This window comes from Caulobacter sp. GW821-FHT12D05 (genome assembly GCF_058807295.1).
This window is the reverse complement of record NZ_JBXAQO010000003.1, coordinates 77,108-92,759: the sequence shown is the minus strand read 5'-3', so window position 1 is coordinate 92,759 and position 15,652 is coordinate 77,108. Positions and strand designations below refer to the sequence as shown.

At 67.2% G+C, this 15,652-nt stretch carries 19 protein-coding genes; 8 read left to right on the top strand and 11 right to left on the bottom strand.

From position 1 onward, the window contains the following. Window positions 1-25: 25 nt before the first annotated feature. Window positions 26-1,468 carry an alpha/beta hydrolase gene (locus AC1RRR_RS13220; protein WP_492813715.1) on the top strand — a complete coding sequence of 481 codons (1,443 nt, stop codon included), beginning with the start codon at window positions 26-28 and terminating at the stop codon, window positions 1,466-1,468. A 54-nt stretch (window positions 1,469-1,522) separates the two neighbouring features. Beyond that, on the top strand, window positions 1,523-2,272 hold the full coding sequence (locus tag AC1RRR_RS13215) for an alpha/beta hydrolase (RefSeq protein WP_492813714.1): 750 nt from the start codon (window positions 1,523-1,525) through the stop codon (window positions 2,270-2,272). On the opposite strand, the gene sugE is transcribed toward AC1RRR_RS13215, so the two are convergent. The 10 genes from sugE to AC1RRR_RS13165 all read right to left on the bottom strand — a co-directional run bounded on the left by sugE (window position 2,269) and on the right by AC1RRR_RS13165 (window position 9,761). Next, the gene (gene sugE / locus AC1RRR_RS13210) at window positions 2,269-2,598 is read right to left on the bottom strand and encodes a quaternary ammonium compound efflux SMR transporter SugE (protein WP_492813712.1); all 330 of its coding nucleotides are present in this window, start codon (window positions 2,596-2,598) and stop codon (window positions 2,269-2,271) included. The genes AC1RRR_RS13215 and sugE overlap by 4 nt on opposite strands. Window positions 2,599-2,729: 131 nt before the next feature. Then, a complete protein-coding gene (locus AC1RRR_RS13205) occupies window positions 2,730-3,458 on the bottom strand; it encodes a hypothetical protein (protein ID WP_492813710.1) in 729 nt (242 codons plus the stop codon). A gap of 171 nt (window positions 3,459-3,629) precedes the next feature. Further along, window positions 3,630-3,890, bottom strand: coding sequence for an ATP synthase F1 subunit epsilon (locus AC1RRR_RS13200; RefSeq protein ID WP_004621865.1), 261 nt, complete (start codon window positions 3,888-3,890; stop codon window positions 3,630-3,632). After that, entirely contained in the window at window positions 3,890-4,141 is a 252-nt protein-coding gene (locus tag AC1RRR_RS13195) for a hypothetical protein (protein WP_492813709.1), read from the bottom strand. The genes AC1RRR_RS13200 and AC1RRR_RS13195 overlap by 1 nt, the downstream gene beginning before the upstream one ends. Continuing rightward, the gene (gene atpD / locus AC1RRR_RS13190; RefSeq protein ID WP_492813707.1) at window positions 4,141-5,760 is read right to left on the bottom strand and encodes a F0F1 ATP synthase subunit beta; all 1,620 of its coding nucleotides are present in this window, start codon (window positions 5,758-5,760) and stop codon (window positions 4,141-4,143) included. The genes AC1RRR_RS13195 and atpD overlap by 1 nt, the downstream gene beginning before the upstream one ends. A gap of 46 nt (window positions 5,761-5,806) precedes the next feature. Further along, window positions 5,807-6,682, bottom strand: coding sequence for a F0F1 ATP synthase subunit gamma (locus AC1RRR_RS13185; protein ID WP_492813705.1), 876 nt, complete (start codon window positions 6,680-6,682; stop codon window positions 5,807-5,809). A 34-nt stretch (window positions 6,683-6,716) separates the two neighbouring features. Then, window positions 6,717-8,249 carry a F0F1 ATP synthase subunit alpha gene (atpA, locus tag AC1RRR_RS13180; RefSeq protein WP_492813704.1) on the bottom strand — a complete coding sequence of 511 codons (1,533 nt, stop codon included), beginning with the start codon at window positions 8,247-8,249 and terminating at the stop codon, window positions 6,717-6,719. A 53-nt stretch (window positions 8,250-8,302) separates the two neighbouring features. After that, on the bottom strand, window positions 8,303-8,857 hold the full coding sequence (locus AC1RRR_RS13175; RefSeq protein ID WP_492813702.1) for a F0F1 ATP synthase subunit delta: 555 nt from the start codon (window positions 8,855-8,857) through the stop codon (window positions 8,303-8,305). A 180-nt stretch (window positions 8,858-9,037) separates the two neighbouring features. Then, window positions 9,038-9,277 (bottom strand): hotdog family protein, encoded by a 240-nt coding sequence (locus tag AC1RRR_RS13170; protein WP_492813700.1) that lies wholly within the window; start codon window positions 9,275-9,277, stop codon window positions 9,038-9,040. Between the two features lie 151 nt (window positions 9,278-9,428). Continuing rightward, a complete protein-coding gene (locus tag AC1RRR_RS13165) occupies window positions 9,429-9,761 on the bottom strand; it encodes a DUF8200 family protein (protein ID WP_291874846.1) in 333 nt (110 codons plus the stop codon). 294 nt (window positions 9,762-10,055) lie between these two features. Between AC1RRR_RS13165 and AC1RRR_RS13160 the strand changes: the two genes are divergently transcribed. Further along, window positions 10,056-10,946 carry a hypothetical protein gene (locus tag AC1RRR_RS13160; protein WP_492813698.1) on the top strand — a complete coding sequence of 297 codons (891 nt, stop codon included), beginning with the start codon at window positions 10,056-10,058 and terminating at the stop codon, window positions 10,944-10,946. Between the two features lie 7 nt (window positions 10,947-10,953). Here AC1RRR_RS13160 and AC1RRR_RS13155 read toward each other — a convergent pair whose 3' ends face one another. Beyond that, entirely contained in the window at window positions 10,954-11,376 is a 423-nt protein-coding gene (locus AC1RRR_RS13155; RefSeq protein ID WP_492813696.1) for a hypothetical protein, read from the bottom strand. Between the two features lie 121 nt (window positions 11,377-11,497). On the opposite strand from AC1RRR_RS13155, the gene AC1RRR_RS13150 reads away from it, so the two are divergent. From AC1RRR_RS13150 to AC1RRR_RS13130, 5 genes are all read left to right on the top strand, one after another. Next, window positions 11,498-12,790 carry an acyl-CoA dehydrogenase family protein gene (locus AC1RRR_RS13150; RefSeq protein WP_492813694.1) on the top strand — a complete coding sequence of 431 codons (1,293 nt, stop codon included), beginning with the start codon at window positions 11,498-11,500 and terminating at the stop codon, window positions 12,788-12,790. A gap of 157 nt (window positions 12,791-12,947) precedes the next feature. Then, window positions 12,948-13,583, top strand: coding sequence for a LemA family protein (locus AC1RRR_RS13145; protein WP_492813692.1), 636 nt, complete (start codon window positions 12,948-12,950; stop codon window positions 13,581-13,583). A 109-nt stretch (window positions 13,584-13,692) separates the two neighbouring features. After that, a complete protein-coding gene (locus AC1RRR_RS13140) occupies window positions 13,693-14,472 on the top strand; it encodes a TPM domain-containing protein (protein ID WP_492813691.1) in 780 nt (259 codons plus the stop codon). A gap of 1 nt (window position 14,473) precedes the next feature. Next, window positions 14,474-15,175, top strand: a complete 702-nt coding sequence (locus tag AC1RRR_RS13135; protein WP_492813689.1) for a TPM domain-containing protein — start codon at window positions 14,474-14,476, stop codon at window positions 15,173-15,175. A 61-nt stretch (window positions 15,176-15,236) separates the two neighbouring features. Then, window positions 15,237-15,644, top strand: a complete 408-nt coding sequence (locus tag AC1RRR_RS13130) for a YybH family protein (RefSeq protein ID WP_492813687.1) — start codon at window positions 15,237-15,239, stop codon at window positions 15,642-15,644. Window positions 15,645-15,652: the final 8 nt, after the last annotated feature.

Sequence of the window (15,652 nt, the reverse complement as noted above, 5' to 3'; positions counted from 1 at the left end):
GCGCTGTGGCGCGGGGGAGAACGGTATGGCGGATACGGTTCTGCTAATTCACGGCTACGGGTGCGCGGGGGACGTTTGGGACCCTGTCGCCGCACGTCTGCGCGCCGAGGGCTATCGCGTCGTGGCCCCCACAATCCGCTCGGCCGTGCGTACGGTCGAAGGTCCCCGCGCGGGCCTGGCCGGCCTGACCCTGGCCGACTACGTCGCCGAGATGAGCGCCCTGGCCCAGACCCTGGCCAAGGAAAATGGCGGCGCCAAACCGATCGTCATCGGCCACTCGATGGGCGGCCTGATCGCCCAGAAGATCGCCGAGGCCGGCCACGCCGCCGCCATCGCCCTGTTCGCGCCCGGCTCGCCAGCCGACGCGCGCGGCAAGCCGAAGCTGACGCCGGTCTTCACCTTTTTGAACATGGCCCTGCAATCCAAGCCCGAGACCAAGGCGGGCAAGATGTGGAAGACGGGCTTCAAGTTCGGCGTCATGAACGCCGTGCCGGCCGAGCGCCACGACGGCCTCTACGCCAAGATGGTCTATGACAGCGGACAGGTGCTGGCCGACCTGGCCTGGCCGCACAAGGACCCCCACAAGACCGCCCATGTCGACGCCAGCAAGGTCACCGTGCCGGTGCTGGTGATGGCGGGCGCGCTGGATCGTACGACACCCGTCGAGGACGTCCGCCTCGTCGGCAAGAAGTACGCCGGCGCCGACTACCGCGAATACCCCCACAACGCCCATTACCTCATAGATGAGCCGAACACGATGAGCATCCTCTCCGACCTGATCGACTGGCTGAGCGGCAAGAAGCAGACGCCAGCGGCTCCCGCTGCGGCGGCTCCGACGCCCGCTCCCGCACCGAAGCCGGAACCGACCCCGGCTCCCGCGCCCGCTCCCACCCCGGAACCCGTAAAGGCGGCCGAACCGGCCCCGGTCGCGGCGACCCCGGCTCCGACTCCGGCCCCCACGCCGGCGCCGGCTCCCGCCGCCAAGGCGCCGGCTGCTAAGGCCGCGCCGAAGCCGAAGGCTGAAGCCAAGCCCAAGGCCGCCGCGCCGGCCAAGGCTCCTGCTGCGAAGGCTCCGGCCGCCAAGGTCGCCCCGAAAGCCGCTGCTAAGCCGGCCGCCGAGAAGGCCGCGCCTGCGCCGAAGAAGGCCGCTGCCGCTCCGGCCAAGGCGCCCGCCGCCAAGGCTCCGGCGAAAGCCAAGGCCGAGGCTGCTCCGGCCCCGAAGGCCGCCGCCAAGCCCGCCGCGAAGGCTGCTCCGAAAGCCGCCGCGCCCGCCAAGGCCGCTCCGGCCGCCAAGCCGGCGGCTAAGGCTCCGGCCAAGGCCGCTGCTGCTCCCAAGGCTGCCGCCGCCCCGAAGGCCGCTGCCAAGCCGGCCGCCGCGCCTAAGGCGGCCGCCGCAAAGGCCCCCGCGGCCGCCAAGAAGCCTGCGACAAAGGCGCCCGCCAAAACCTCGCCCAAGCCCGCGAAGTAAGTGTAGGCTGAACCCCGCCGGCTGCTTCGTCGGCGGGGTTTATCTAGGGCGTCCATGCGCGCACCCGTGATCATGGTCCACGGCGCTTTTTGCGGCGGCTGGACCTTCGACGCTTTCCGCCAGCCCTTCGAGGCGGCGGGTCATCGTGTGCTGACGCCCGACCTGATCGGTCATGACGGCCACAGCAGCGCCGCCGGCGTGTCGATGACCGACTACGCCCGCCAGATCGCCCAGTTGGCCCAGACCTGCGAGACGCCGCCGATCCTGATCGGCCACTCGATGGGCGGCCTGGTCGCCCAGATGGCCGCCTCGCGCGCCAAGATTTCCAAGCTGATCCTGCTGGCCCCCTCGGCGCCCTGGGGCGTCTCAGGCGCGAGCCTGGAAGAGGCCGTGTCGGCCGTCAGCCTCTACACCTTCGGTCCCTACTGGCTGCAGGCCATCGCGCCCGACTACGGCGTCGTACGCCGCTACAGCGTCGACAAGCTGGCCCGCCCCGAGCGCAAGGCGATCTTCGCCCGCATGACGGCCGAGAGCGGCCGGGCGCTGTGGGAGACGCTGAACTGGTGGCTGGACCCGTTCATGACGACGTCAGTCTCCGCCCCCGGCTGCCCGGTGCTGGCCATCGCCGGCGGCCAGGACGTGATCCACCCGCCGGCCACGGTCCGCCAGACGGCCGCGCGCCTGGGCGGAAGCGTCGAGGTGTTCCCCGAGATGAGCCACTGGCTGCCCGGGGAACCTGGCTGGGAAAACGTCGCCCAGCGCTGCCTCGACTTCATCAGCGCCGAAGACCGCGCCGCGGCTTAGGCCGCGCTGCCTGAACTGAACACCTTCAGCCCCAGGATGCCGGCCACGATCAGGCCCAGGCAGACCAGCCGCGCGGCGGTCGCCGGCTCCTTGAACAGCACGATGCCGACGATGGCCGTGCCGACCGCGCCCACGCCCGTCCAGACGGCATAGGCCGTGCCCAGCGGCAGGGTCTTCACGGCCCAGCCCAGCAGGCCCATGGACAGCACCAAGCTGACGCCCGTGAGCACCGTGGGGACGAGCTTGGTGAAGCCCTCGGTGTATTTCAGGCCGACGGCCCAACCGATTTCGAACAGTCCAGCGATGAAGAGAATGATCCAGGCCATGACGAGCCCCTTTTCCTAAAAAGGTGGGGTCGTCCCCGGACAATCAGCATTCGCAAAAAGCAAAAGGCGCGGGGGTCGTCCCCCGCGCCTCGCTTAAATAGAGCCCATGCCCGCGAGGGGCAAGGCGAGCCTTAGCGGCTGGTCGTGCTGTACAGGACCTGGGCGCGCTCGAAGTTCTTGCCGACCGAGGTCTCGTCGGTCTTCTTCAGGCGCATGAACACCAGACCGGCGTGGCCGCCGGCCCAGGCGTCGTCCCACGACACGGTGAAGCGGCGATAGTCGCTGGCGACCGTCTGGTCGTTGCGGATCAGGCGCAGCTGCGGGCTGTTTTCCCAGGTGGCGTAGTCGTGCAGGGCGTTGGCCAGTTCCTGGGCCTGCTCGGGGGTCTGCGAATAGTCGATGGTGATCGTGCAGACGTTCTTGTTCGAGCCCGGGTTGTCCAGGGTGATGTTGTAGGGCTTCTCCAGAGCCAGGACCCACTGTTCCTTCTTCTTCTTGAAGCCGTAGTCCTTGACCAACTGGGCGAAGTCGCCGCCAGCGACCGACGGCTTGCAGACCTTGTCCAGCACGTCCATCAGGCGGACCGACAGCGGGTCGGTGGTGCGCGGACCACGGACCGGAGCGGTGTAGGTCTCGGCCGGAGCGGCGCCAGCGGCCGGCGCGGCGACGGGCGGAGCAGCTTGATCAGCCGGCGCTGCCGGAGCGGTTTGGGCCGGAGCCGGAGCAGCGGCGGGAGCGGCGGCAGGAGCCGGAGCAGTTTCCTGGGCAACGGCGGCGGTCGAGACCGCGCCGAGGGCGATCAGGCTGACGAGCGCAAGGCGCATAGGCTGGTTATCCCCAACAAGACGAGAGGTCGGCATTAAAACCGACAGACGATCCCTCGCAACCCTTATGGCTACCGATTGAGGCGGAGATTGGGTCACAAGTGTAATTTTTTCGCGCCAGAGACGAAACAGGCACGAGAGAGATACGAAAACGCCCCCGATCCGGGTGGAACGAGGGCGTTTCAGAAGCGTACGGGCGACCCGAATCTAGGCCGCTTCGACGGCGTGTTCGGCCAGGATGGTCAGGCCATCGGGCCCCACATCCGCGAACCCGCCTTGGATATCGAACACCTTGGTCGTCGCGCCGTCCTTCACGGTCACCTTGCCTTCGCGCAGGGTGGTCATGAACGGGGCGTGGCCGGCCAGGACGCCGAAGTCGCCTTCCGAGCCCGGGGCCTGGACCAGGTCCACGTCGCCGGAGAACAGTTCACGCTCGGGGGCGACCAGAGAGAAGTGCAGCTTGGCCATCAGTTGAAGGTCTCCTCGACGTCGCCCAGGGCGGCCTCGATGTCTTCGTCGGTCTGGATCTCGGTGCCGCAGAAGGGGCAGAAGCGGATGGTGGCCAGCACCACGCCCGTTTCGCCCTCTTCCTCGCGTTCGCCGAGGTTCAGCAGGATCAGGCCGCTGTCATGCTCGATGAGGCTGGCGCTGGCGTCCGGAGACACCGCTTCCGCCAGTTCGTCGCAGCAGAATTGGCCCAGATCGGCGTCTTCGGTCATTAGGCTTCCGCCGCCATCTTTTCGGCCTTGGCCACGGCTTCTTCGATCGCGCCGACCATGTAGAAAGCGCCTTCCGGCAGGTGATCGTACTCACCGTCCACGATGCCCTTGAACGAGCGGATCGTGTCCTTCAGCTGGACGAAGGCGCCCGGCGTGTTGGTGAACTGCTCGGCGACGTGGAACGGCTGCGACAGGAAGCGCGAGATCTTGCGAGCGCGCGACACGACCAGCTTGTCGTCTTCCGACAGCTCGTCCATGCCCAGGATGGCGATAATGTCCTTCAGCGACTTGTACTGCTGCAGGACTTCCTGAACGCGACGGGCGACCGTGTAGTGCTCTTCACCGATGACCAGCGGGTCCATGATCCGCGAGGTCGAGTCCAGCGGATCGACGGCGGGGAAGATGGCCTGGGCGGCGATGTCGCGCGACAGAACGGTGGTGGCGTCCAAGTGGGCGAACGAGGCGGCGGGCGCCGGGTCGGTCAAGTCATCGGCCGGGACGTAGATGGCCTGGACCGAGGTGATCGAGCCCTTGTTCGTCGAGGTGATGCGCTCCTGCAGGTTGCCCATCTCGGTGGCCAGGGTGGGCTGATAGCCCACGGCCGAGGGGATGCGGCCCAGCAGAGCCGACACTTCGGCGCCGGCTTGGGTGAAGCGGAAGATGTTGTCGACGAACAGCAGCACGTCCTTGCCTTCTTCGTCACGGAAGTATTCCGCGATCGACAGGCCGGTCAGAGCCACGCGGGCGCGGGCGCCCGGGGGTTCGTTCATCTGGCCGTAGACCAGGGCGCAGCGCGAGCCTTCGGTCGAGCCGTTGTTGGCCTTCGGGTCGACGTTGACGTTCGACTCGATCATCTCGTGATACAGGTCGTTGCCTTCGCGGGTGCGTTCACCCACGCCGGCCAGAACCGAGTAACCGCCGTAAGCCTTGGCGATGTTGTTGATCAGTTCCTGCATCGTCACGGTCTTGCCGACGCCGGCGCCGCCGAACAGGCCGATCTTGCCGCCCTTGGTGTAGGGGCACATCAAGTCGATGACCTTGATGCCCGTGACCAGCACTTCAGCGGTGTTGGTCTGCTCGGCGAAGGTCGGGGCGTCGCGGTGGATCGGGCGCGACAGGGTCGACTGGATCGGGCCCTGCTCGTCGATCGGCTCGCCGATGACGTTCATGATGCGGCCCAGGGTGCCCGGACCGACCGGAACGCGGATCGACTCGCCGGTGTCACGGACGGGCTGGCCGCGGACCAGACCTTCAGTGGCGTCCATGGCGATGGCGCGGACGGTGTTCTGGCCCAGGTGCTGGGCGACTTCGAACACCAGGCGCTGGCCGGTGGCGGTGTTGGTGGTCTCGACGGCGTTCAGGATCGCCGGCAGCTCGCCGGTGAACTCGATGTCGACGACGGCGCCGATGATCTGGACGAGGCGGCCGGTGGCGCCATCCAGGTTCGTGGCCGGAGCCTTGGGAGCGGCGGCCTTCGGGGCGGCCGGCTTCTTGGCGGCGGGAGCCTTAGCGGCGGCCGGAGCCTTCGTGGCGGCAGCCTTCGGAGCAGCCGCAGCCTTGGGGGCGGCGGGCGTCTTGGCGGCGGCGGTCGCCGGCTTTGCAGCGGGGGTCTTGGCCATGGCGTGCGGTCTTTCGGTCTCTGCGTGCTTGTGTCGTTAGGCTAGATCAGACGGCTTCTGCGCCGGAGATGATCTCGATCAGCTCTTTGGTGATCTGGGCCTGGCGGGAACGATTGTACTCGAGGGTGTAGCGCTTGATCATGTCGCCGGCGTTGCGCGTGGCGTTGTCCATCGCGGTCATCTGGCTGGCGTAGAAGCCGGCCATGTTGTCCAGCAGGGCCGACAGGATCTGAACCGTCAGGTTGCGCGGCAGCAGGGTCTCGAGAATGGCCTCTTCCGAGGGCTCGTACTCGTAGACCGCCGTCGGGCCGGTCGGCGCTTCCACGCCTTCGACGGTCGCCGGGATCAGCTGCAGCGCGGTCGGGGTCTGGATGACCACCGACTTGAAGCGGCTGTAGAACAGCGTGACGATGTCGATGTCGCCGGCTTCATACAGGCGCGTGACGACGTCGGCGATCGGCTGGGCGACCGACAGGGTGAACTGGCGGTAGGCCGACAGGTCGAAGTTCTCGACAACCTTGTCGCCGTACGGGCGCTTCAGCTGAGCCGAGACCTTCTTGCCGACGCAGACGATCTTGACGTCCTTGCCCTGGGCGATCAGGCCGTCGATGTGCTGGCGCGCGGCCCGCACGATCGACGAGGTGAAGCCGCCGGCGAGGCCGCGATCGGCCGCCGCGACGACGATCAGGTGGCGGTCGTCACGACCGGTGCCGGTCAGCAGGGCCGGAGCCCCGTCGCCCGACACGCCGGCCGCGAGATTGGCGATGACCGAAGCCAGACGCCGAGCGTACGGACGAGCGGCTTCAGCCGCGTCCTGGCTCCGGCGCAGCTTGGCGGCTGCCACCATCTGCATCGCTTTCGTGATCTTTTGCGTCGCTTTGACGCTCGAGATCCGATTGCGCATTTCCTTCAAGCTGGCCATTCGGCGCTACTCTCTCCGAGCGGTTCCGAGGGACTTAAGCGAAGGTCGACGAGAAGCTGTCGAGCGCGCTCTTCAGCGACGCTTCCAGGTCCTTGTCGAGGGCCTTCTTGGTGCGGATGCCGTCAAGCAAGTCCTTATGGGCGCTGTGCAGACGGGCCAGGAACTCGGTCTCGAAACGGCGAACCGACGAGGTCGGGATCTTGTCCAGATAGCCGCGCGTGCCGGCGTAGATCACGCAGACCTGCTCTTCGACCGATTGCGGGGCGTATTGCGGCTGCTTCAGCAGCTCGGTCAGGCGTTCGCCGCGGGCCAGCATCTTCTGGGTCGAGGCGTCCAGGTCCGAGCCGAACTTCGCGAAGGCGGCCATTTCACGATACTGGGCGAGTTCGCCCTTAATCGGACCGGCGACTTGCTTCATGGCCTTGATCTGGGCCGACGAGCCGACGCGCGACACCGAGATGCCGACGTTCACGGCCGGGCGGATGCCCTGATAGAACAGGTCGGTTTCCAGGAAGATCTGGCCGTCGGTGATCGAGATCACGTTGGTCGGGATGTAGGCCGACACGTCGTTGGCCTGGGTTTCGATGATCGGCAGCGCCGTCAGCGAGCCCGAACCGTTGTCTTCGTTCAGCTTCGCGGCGCGTTCCAGCAGGCGCGAGTGCAGATAGAACACGTCGCCCGGATAGGCTTCGCGGCCCGGCGGGCGGCGCAGCAGCAGCGACATCTGGCGGTAGGCGACGGCTTGCTTGGACAGATCGTCATAGATGATCAGGCCGTGCAGGCCGTTGTCGCGGAACCACTCGCCCATGGCGCAGCCCGAGAACGGAGCCAGGTATTGCAGCGGAGCCGGCTCCGAGGCCGAGGCGACGACGACGATCGTGTATTCCAGGGCGCCGTGCTCTTCCAGGGTCTTGACGATCTGGGCGACGGTCGAGCGCTTCTGGCCGATGGCGACGTAGACGCAGTAGAGCTTGGCGCTCTCGTCCTTGCCGGCGTTGGCGGCCTTCTGGTTCAGGATGGTGTCGATGGCGACGGCGGTCTTGCCGGTCTGACGGTCACCGATGATCAGCTCGCGCTGGCCACGGCCGACCGGGATCAGGGTGTCGATCGACTTCAGGCCGGTCTGCACGGGCTCGTGCACCGACTTGCGCGGGATGATGCCCGGAGCCTTGACGTCGACGCGGCGACGCTCGGTGAACTGGATCGGGCCCTTGCCGTCGATCGGCTCGCCCAGCGGGTTGACGACGCGGCCCAGCAGGCCACGGCCGACCGGCACGTCGACGATTTCGCCCAGGCGGCGGACTTCGTCGCCTTCCTTGATCTCGGCGTCAGCGCCGAAGATCACGGCGCCGACATTGTCGCGCTCGAGGTTCAGGGCCATGCCCTTCACGCCGGCCTTCGGGAATTCCAGCATTTCACCGGCTTGGACGTTGTCCAGGCCGTAGATGCGGGCGATGCCGTCACCGACGGACAGCACTTGGCCGACGTCCGAAACGGCGGCTTCTTCGCCGAAGTTGGCGATCTGCGACTTGAGGATGGCCGAAATCTCGGCGGCGCGGATGTCCATGGTCTTCTGGGCTCTCTGCGATCTAATTTTTTTCGAGGCGCTTAATTAAAGGCTTAAGCGCGCTTCAGGGCGAATTTCAGGGAATCGAGCTTCGAACGGAGCGAAGCGTCGAAGAGACGCGAACCGACGCGCACCTTCAGACCGCCCAGCAGGGACGGATCGACGCGCGTGGAAACTTCGGGGGTCTTGCCGAGCGCTTCAGCCAGGGCCGTTTGCACGCCCTTCAGCTGGGCGGCCGACAGGGCGATGGCCGAGACGACCTCGGCGGTGACGACGCCGCGGTGCTTGGCCGACAGTTCGGTGAAGGCGGTGATGGCGCCCAGCAGGTCGCCGGTGCGGCCGTTCGAGGCCACCAGGCCCAGGAACTTCGTGGTCAGCAGGTCGAACTTGGCCTTCACGGCCACGGCGACGAGACCCTTGCCCTTATCCTCGGCCGTGAAGGCGGGGCTGGCGATCAGGCGGCGCAGGTCGGCGCTGTCGGCGATCATCGCCTTCAGGCTCTTAAGGTCGCTCTCGACCTTAGCCAGGTTGCCGTTCTCGATCGTCAGTTCGAAGAGGGACTGCGCATAGCGCTGACCCGCATCCGTCGCCTTGGTTTCGTCCGCCACTTGGTATCCGCCCGGTGCGTTGTAAATGGCCGCGAACAAGAAGGTTAACCCTTATCGCGGCTTAAAGGCTTGAGCGCGCTTGTAAAAAGCACATGGAAGGTCGACGCGTCCGCGTCGCCCTGTCCGAAGCCGCGCGCCTGATAACACGGGCCTTTCGCAGTCGCAACCAAAGGGGCGCGATCAGTCTCCGGCGCGGCGGAACACAGCCGAGGCCGAAGCCGCCAGCGCGCCGTCGGCGCGACGCAGTTCGCCTTGAGCGAAGACCAGGCTGCGGGTGGCCCGCTCGACCCAGCCCTTGGGCTCCAGGACGCCGCTGCCGGGCTCGCCGGCATAGTCCACGGTCATCGAGGCCAACGCCGTCCCATCGCCCGCGGCCTTGCGCAGAACGGTTTCCAGCTGGGCGGCCAAGCTCGTGTCCATGTCGGTCAACTAATCACGCGTCCGGAAAAGAAAAGAGGCGGCGGAATAAATCCGCCGCCCCGTTCAGGCGAATGCTCGAGGAAACAGCCAGACGGGCCGGAGAAACGGCGGCCCCAAAAGCGTCTGGTCTCAGGTAAAGCGATACGTGTTCTTACTTAGCCGAGGCCAGGGCGGAACCGCCCTTGGCCGAGGCGTTGCAGCGGGTCAGGTCATCGGCGTCCAGCGACTTGGTTTCGCCGCCGAAGGCCGCGACGCGACCCACTTCCTTGGCGAGGGCCTTGCAGGCCACCGCGGTGAGCGCCCGCGAGGGGGCTTGGGTCGAGACGCACTCGGCGCCTTCGCAGACGAAGACGGCGCCGCCGGCGACGACCTTGGTCTTGGCCGCGACCGGCGCGTCCAGGGCGGCGGCGATACGGCCATCGGCGAAGGCCGAGGTGGCGAGCATGGTGAAGGCGGCGGCAGCCGCCAGGGTACGGAGCTTCATCAGAAAGCCCTCCGACGTTGGGGAAGCAGTTAGATCGTTGATCGGCGATAAGCTGTGCACTTGCCGCCCGGATCTCGCCACCCCATCTGGGGTGTCGCACCGATATCCCCACCGGTGCTTCGGATCCGAACTAAGCATCGCTTAGATATCAGTGATCAGAAATTCCGCAAGTGGAATTTCGTCGATACGTCGATAATTCAGAAAACAGAGATTCCTGGCGAAACGCGGCGAGGCCCGCGCGGAAACGGCGAGCGCGTGGGTTGCGGACCCGGCCCTCTCTGCCAAACTTGGCCGATGGAATCCCAGCAGCTCGCACAGGCCTATCGGCGGCTCGTCCGCGAAAACTATCGCGCGTCGCTGATGTCCGATTTCAAATGGCGTGAGGTTTTCGCCCTGCTCGCGCCCCATGACCCACCTTTGCAACTCTGGATCAAATGGGTGGACGGCGCGGTCGAGGAACAGGTCGAAGCGCCGCAAACCTTCGATGAGCATGGCGCGCCGTTCGCCGAGCTGGGATGGCGGCCCTACCTGGCGATCGAGCGCCTTTCCCTTTGCGCCTACGTCCAGCGCCCGCGCAAGAGCAAGCTCTCCAGCTACCAGTCCATCCTAAGCCTTCGCGATCGGCTACGGTCTCTGGGCAAGCTGCCGCTGGACGGCGTCCCGGGCGGCGGCTTCAGCATCACCGGCCACCTGCCCGGCGCGGCCCCTTCCACCCTCACGGAAGCGGAGATCGATCGCCTGGAAGCGCCGTTCGACGACTTCGCGCGCGAACTGTTCGCCGCGCACCCCGACTGGCGCGGATACGCCCAGGTGAAGGAGTCGGATGAGCAGGCCTATCTCTGGGTGGAAGTCCCGCCGCCGCCGGAGGCGGACATGAACGGGCCACTGTGGATCTCCACCCAGCGCGACGAGATCACGATCGGCGTCGACTACGCCCATGCCCATTTCGAATGGCCGCCCGAGGCCTACGACAACGCCCTCGACCATATCCAGGACCTGCTGGACGAACGCCTCCTGACCTATGGCCAGTTCATCGGTGAGTGGTTGCAGTCTGCGGGCACAAGGCCGTCCGACGAACTCATCCGGGTGATGACGCTGGAGGTCTCGACATTGCGGGTGCGATCCTGGCGCGGCGCGCACAATCGTGACGAGGCCTTTGCCTGGCCGCCCAGTAAGCGGCGCTGATCGCGCGTCAGAGCCCCAGGATCTGGTCGATCCGGCTTTCGGCCTTGGCGTGGATGGCGCGGTCCTGGACCATGCCTTCGGCGCGGGCGTAGCGGCCGTCCTTGCCGACGCGGCGTTGGATGCCCTCGGCGCTCAGCACCGACTCGGTCTTCGGGTCGGTGAAGAAGCCCAGCACCCCGGCGACCACGCCGCCGATGGCGGCCGCGGCGATCGGGCCGGCCATGCTGATCAGGTCGTCGCCGAAGATCGCCTGCAGGCGCATGATCAGCACTTCGCGGTTGGGCTGGTGATCCATCACGCCGATGGCCCAGTAGACCCCGCCCTCGATCGTGACCGCGATCAGCGCCGGCAACAGCACGCCCAGCAGGCGCGGACGGACGAAAGCTCCGAGCGCGGCGCCGATGATCGCGAAGGCGGCCATGGTGATCATGGCGGAAACCCTACGCCCTGCTTGGTTAAGGCGGTGTTCCCAAGGGGCACGGTTGGCCGCGACCGCGCGTCGCGCTTAGTCTCTCCACATAACCATAAGATGTGTGCAGGGAGGCTTTGCCATGGACTTCCATCTGCCGCCGGAGCTGGCCGCGTATCTGAGCGAGCTCGACGCCTTCATCGAGAAGGAGATCGCGCCCCTGCAGGCGCGCGACGACAACGAACGCTTCTTCGACCATCGCCGTGAATGGGCCCGCACCGACTGGGACATGGGCGGCCTGCCGCGCCACGAGTGGGAAGAGCTGCTGGCCAAGGCCCGCAAGCTGGCCGACCAGGCGGGTCACTACCGCTTCGCCCTGCCCAAGGAATACGGCGGCAAGGACGGCTCGAACCTCTGGATGGCGGTGATCCGCGAGCACCTGGCGTCCAAGGGTCTGGGCCTGTTCAACGACCTGCAGAACGAGCACTCGATCGTCGGCAACAATCCGTTCGTGCTGATGCTGCGCGACTTCGGCCGGCCCGACCAGCAGCACCTGATCACCGACATGCTGGACAAGGGCGCCTTCCGTCCGACCTTCGGGCTGACGGAGCCCGAACATGGCTCGGACGCCACCTTCATGGAGACCCGCGCGGTCCGTGAAGAGCACAAGGGCGAGGCCGGCTGGCGGATCAACGGCCAGAAGATGTGGACCACGGGCATGCATGCGGCCACCCACTGCTGCCTGTTCGCCCGCACCAGCGGCGAGGACGGCGACGCGCGCGGCATCACCGCCCTGCTGGTCCCGGCCCATGCCCCCGGCGTGAAGATCGAGGAGTACCTCTGGACCTTCAACATGCCGACCGACCACCCTCGGGTCAGCTTCACCAATGTCTGGGTCCCGGAGTCGGCGATGTTCGGCCCCGAAGGCGGCGGCCTCGCCATCGCCCAGCACTTCGTGCACGAGAACCGCATCCGCCAGGCGGCCTCCAGCCTGGGGGCGGCGGTGTTCTGCATAGAAGAAAGCATCGCGTACGCGCGCGCGCGCAAGCCGTTCGGCAAGGCCCTGGCCGAGAACCAGGCCATCCAGTTCCCGATCGTCGAGTTGTCGACCCAGGCCGAGATGCTGCGCCTGCTGATCCGCAAGACCGCCTGGGAGATGGACCAGATGTCCAAGGTCGAGGTCGAAAAGCGCCTCTCCGACAAGGTCTCGATGTGTAACTACTGGGCCAACCGCCTGTGCTGCGAGGCCGCCGACCGGGCCATGCAGATCCACGGCGGCATCGGCTATTCGCGCCACAAGCCGTTCGAGCACATCTATCGCCACCACCGCCGCTACCGGATCACCGAAGGGTCGGAAGAGATCCAGATGCGCAAGGTGGCCGCCTGGCTGTTCGGCTACATGGGTCCGCGCAAGGCCGCCTTCTCCCAAACCTAGGGCGCCGAGATGGACAAGGTTTAATCTGTCGCCCTCTCACGTGTACCGGTAGGCTCGCTATCTAACAGCGATACGCGGGCATACATGTTCGCATTCTGGTTGGACGAGCCTGCTGATCCGCTTCTTCGAAGCGGGCAGGCTCTCGCGGAGGGATTTGATGAACCGTCTGGCTCGTAACGCAGCCCGCGTGGCCCTGATCGTCGCCATCCCGGCGACCCTGGCCGGCTGCGGGATCAACACCATCCCCACCCAGGACGAGGCGACCAAGACCGCTTGGGCCGAGGTGCAGAACCAGTATCAGCGCCGGGCCGACCTGGTGCCGAACCTGGTCGCGACGGTGAAGGGCTATGCGGCCCAGGAAAAGAGCGTGCTGGTCGAGGTGACCCAGGCGCGCGCCAGCGCCACGCAAGTGAAGGTCGACGCCTCGACCATCACCGACCCGGCCGCCTTCCAGCAATACGCCGCCGCCCAGGACAAGCTGTCGGGCGTCCTTGGCCGCCTGATGGTCATCCAGGAGCAGTATCCGGACCTGAAATCGAACCAGAACTTCCTGGCCCTGCAAAGCCAGCTGGAAGGCACCGAGAACCGCATCACGATCGCGCGGCGCGACTACAACGAGACCGCCCAGAAGTACAACACGACCCTGCGCACCTTCCCCAGCCTGCTGTGGGCCAAGACCCTCTACAGTGGCCAGAAGCCGGCCCAGCTGTTCCAGGCCTCGGCCGCCGCCCAGAGCGCGCCGACCGTGGACTTCAGCACGCCTCCCACGGCTGCTCCGCCGAAGGTCCAGTAACTTGTCCCCATTCCGCTCATCCCCGCGAAAGCAGGGACCCAAGCCGAGCCTGACGGTTTCGCGCGGCGTCGCCGTGGCCAAGTCCGCTTGGGTTCCCGCTTTCGCGGGAATGAGCGGGCTTTTGGTGGCGTTGGTGCTGGCCCTGACGGTGGCCCTCCCCGCCCTCGCCGCGCCGACCTTCCCGGCCCTGTCCGGGCGGGTGGTCGACGAGGCCGGGATCCTGTCGCCCCACGTCGAGCGCGACCTGTCGGCCAAGCTGGAAAACCTCGAGACCACGACCGGCCGCCAGCTGGTCGTGGCCACGGTCCCCAGCCTGCAAGGCTATCCGATCGAGGACTACGGCTATCAGCTGGGCCGGACCTGGGGGATCGGCGAGAAGGACAAGGACACGGGCGCGATCCTGCTGGTCGCGCCCAATGACCGAAAGGTGCGCATCGAGGTCGGCTACGGGCTGGAGCCCGTCCTGACCGACGCCCTCTCCAGCGTCATCATCCAGAGCGCCATCCTGCCCAAGTTCCGCGATGGCGACATGGAGGGTGGCATCGTCGCGGGGACCAACGCCCTGGTCGAGCAGCTCAGCCTGCCCGCCGACCAGGCCAAGGCCCGCATCGCCGAGGCCAGCCAGCCCGCCAAGCATAAGGCCCAGGGCTCGCCGATCGTCGGCCTGCTGGTCTTCCTGTTCATCATCTTCGTGTTCTCCAGCCTGTTCCGAGGCCGGCGCGGCCGCAGCGGCCTGGGTTCAGCCCTGCCCTGGATCATCCTCAGCGCCCTGAACAACAGCGGCCGGGGCGGCGGTGGCTGGAGCGGCGGTGGCGGCGGAGGCGGAGGCGGTGGCTTCTCCGGCGGCGGCGGATCGTTCGGCGGCGGCGGCAGTTCGGGGAGCTGGTGAGATGGCGACACGCATGACCCCACAGGACCTCGACCGCATCGCCGGCGCGGTCGCCGAGGCGGAAAAGACCACCGCCGGCGAGATCTTCTGCGTCCTGGCGCCCGAGGTGTCGGACTATCGCGAGACCCCGCTGGTCTGGGCCGCCGCCACGGCGCTGGTCCTGCCCGCCGCCGCGCTGTTCGCCGGCTTCCGGCCCGAGATGCTGACGCGCCTCTTCGGCGGCTGGAGCATCGGCCACCAGGCGGCGCTGGACGGGGCGATCCTGTCGGCGCTGTCGACCTATATCGCGCTGCAGCTGGTGGTGTTCGTGATCGCGGCCCTGGTCGTCTCGATCCCGCCGGTGCGCCGCGCCCTCACCCCCGGTTCGCTGAAGACCGCCCGCGTGCGCCGCGCGGCCATGGAGCAGTTCCTGGGCCACGGCCTGCACGTCACCCGTGACCGCACCGGCGTGCTGATCTTCGCCGCCCTGGCCGAGCATCGGGTCGAGGTCATCGCCGACGAAGGCATCTACAAGGCCGCGCCCGACACCGTCTGGGACGCGGTCGTGGCCGACCTGGTCGGCGGCCTCAAGGCCGGCAGGATCGCCGACGGCTTCGTCGCCGCCGTCACCCGCACCGGCGAGATCCTGGCCGCCCACGTCCCGCCGCGCGGCGACGACCGCAACGAACTGCCCGACGGGCTGACGATCCTGCCGAAACGGTAGCCCTTTCGGGAAACCTAAGCCGTGTCTCGCGCGCTTTTCTGACGACCATCAGGAGCGCGCTATGTCCGACTTCGACGCCTTTCTCGAGATCCGCCGCCACGCCGCCCAGGCCTATGTGAACGGACATGCCGGACCGCTGGGCGTGATGGCCGCCACCGCCTGCCCCGCCAGCTTCTTTCCGCCCCGTGGCGGGCATGAGGAAGGCGCCGAGTGGGTGGCCAACATCTATGCCCGTGACGCCGAAACCTTCTGCGAGGGCGGCGAGACGCGGCTGGAGATCCTGCACAGCGACAGCGTCGGCGACCTGGCCTACTGGACCGGCCTGCAACACGCGACCGTCCACATCGCTGGCAAGCCCGAGCCGGTCGAGATGCACCTGCGGATCACCGAACTCTTCCGTCGCGAGGACGGCGGCTGGAAACTGGTCCACCGCCATGCGGACCCGCTTGCGGAGGCGAAGGCGGCCTAGCGCCTACC

What these genes read in the sequence shown, in the direction of transcription:
- AC1RRR_RS13220 (WP_492813715.1), top strand. Translation starts at nt 26, where the DNA reads ATGGCGGATACGGTTCTGCTAATTCACGGCTACGGGTGCGCGGGGGAC.
- AC1RRR_RS13215 (WP_492813714.1), top strand. Translation starts at nt 1,523, where the DNA reads ATGCGCGCACCCGTGATCATGGTCCACGGCGCTTTTTGCGGCGGCTGG.
- sugE (WP_492813712.1), bottom strand. Translation starts at nt 2,598, where the DNA reads ATGGCCTGGATCATTCTCTTCATCGCTGGACTGTTCGAAATCGGTTGG.
- AC1RRR_RS13205 (WP_492813710.1), bottom strand. Translation starts at nt 3,458, where the DNA reads ATGCCGACCTCTCGTCTTGTTGGGGATAACCAGCCTATGCGCCTTGCG.
- AC1RRR_RS13200 (WP_004621865.1), bottom strand. Translation starts at nt 3,890, where the DNA reads ATGGCCAAGCTGCACTTCTCTCTGGTCGCCCCCGAGCGTGAACTGTTC.
- AC1RRR_RS13195 (WP_492813709.1), bottom strand. Translation starts at nt 4,141, where the DNA reads ATGACCGAAGACGCCGATCTGGGCCAATTCTGCTGCGACGAACTGGCG.
- atpD (WP_492813707.1), bottom strand. Translation starts at nt 5,760, where the DNA reads ATGGCCAAGACCCCCGCTGCAAAGCCGGCGACCGCCGCCGCCAAGACG.
- AC1RRR_RS13185 (WP_492813705.1), bottom strand. Translation starts at nt 6,682, where the DNA reads ATGGCCAGCTTGAAGGAAATGCGCAATCGGATCTCGAGCGTCAAAGCG.
- atpA (WP_492813704.1), bottom strand. Translation starts at nt 8,249, where the DNA reads ATGGACATCCGCGCCGCCGAGATTTCGGCCATCCTCAAGTCGCAGATC.
- AC1RRR_RS13170 (WP_492813700.1), bottom strand. Translation starts at nt 9,277, where the DNA reads ATGGACACGAGCTTGGCCGCCCAGCTGGAAACCGTTCTGCGCAAGGCC.
- AC1RRR_RS13165 (WP_291874846.1), bottom strand. Translation starts at nt 9,761, where the DNA reads ATGAAGCTCCGTACCCTGGCGGCTGCCGCCGCCTTCACCATGCTCGCC.
- AC1RRR_RS13160 (WP_492813698.1), top strand. Translation starts at nt 10,056, where the DNA reads ATGGAATCCCAGCAGCTCGCACAGGCCTATCGGCGGCTCGTCCGCGAA.
- AC1RRR_RS13155 (WP_492813696.1), bottom strand. Translation starts at nt 11,376, where the DNA reads ATGATCACCATGGCCGCCTTCGCGATCATCGGCGCCGCGCTCGGAGCT.
- AC1RRR_RS13150 (WP_492813694.1), top strand. Translation starts at nt 11,498, where the DNA reads ATGGACTTCCATCTGCCGCCGGAGCTGGCCGCGTATCTGAGCGAGCTC.
- AC1RRR_RS13145 (WP_492813692.1), top strand. Translation starts at nt 12,948, where the DNA reads ATGAACCGTCTGGCTCGTAACGCAGCCCGCGTGGCCCTGATCGTCGCC.
- AC1RRR_RS13140 (WP_492813691.1), top strand. Translation starts at nt 13,693, where the DNA reads ATGAGCGGGCTTTTGGTGGCGTTGGTGCTGGCCCTGACGGTGGCCCTC.
- AC1RRR_RS13135 (WP_492813689.1), top strand. Translation starts at nt 14,474, where the DNA reads ATGGCGACACGCATGACCCCACAGGACCTCGACCGCATCGCCGGCGCG.
- AC1RRR_RS13130 (WP_492813687.1), top strand. Translation starts at nt 15,237, where the DNA reads ATGTCCGACTTCGACGCCTTTCTCGAGATCCGCCGCCACGCCGCCCAG.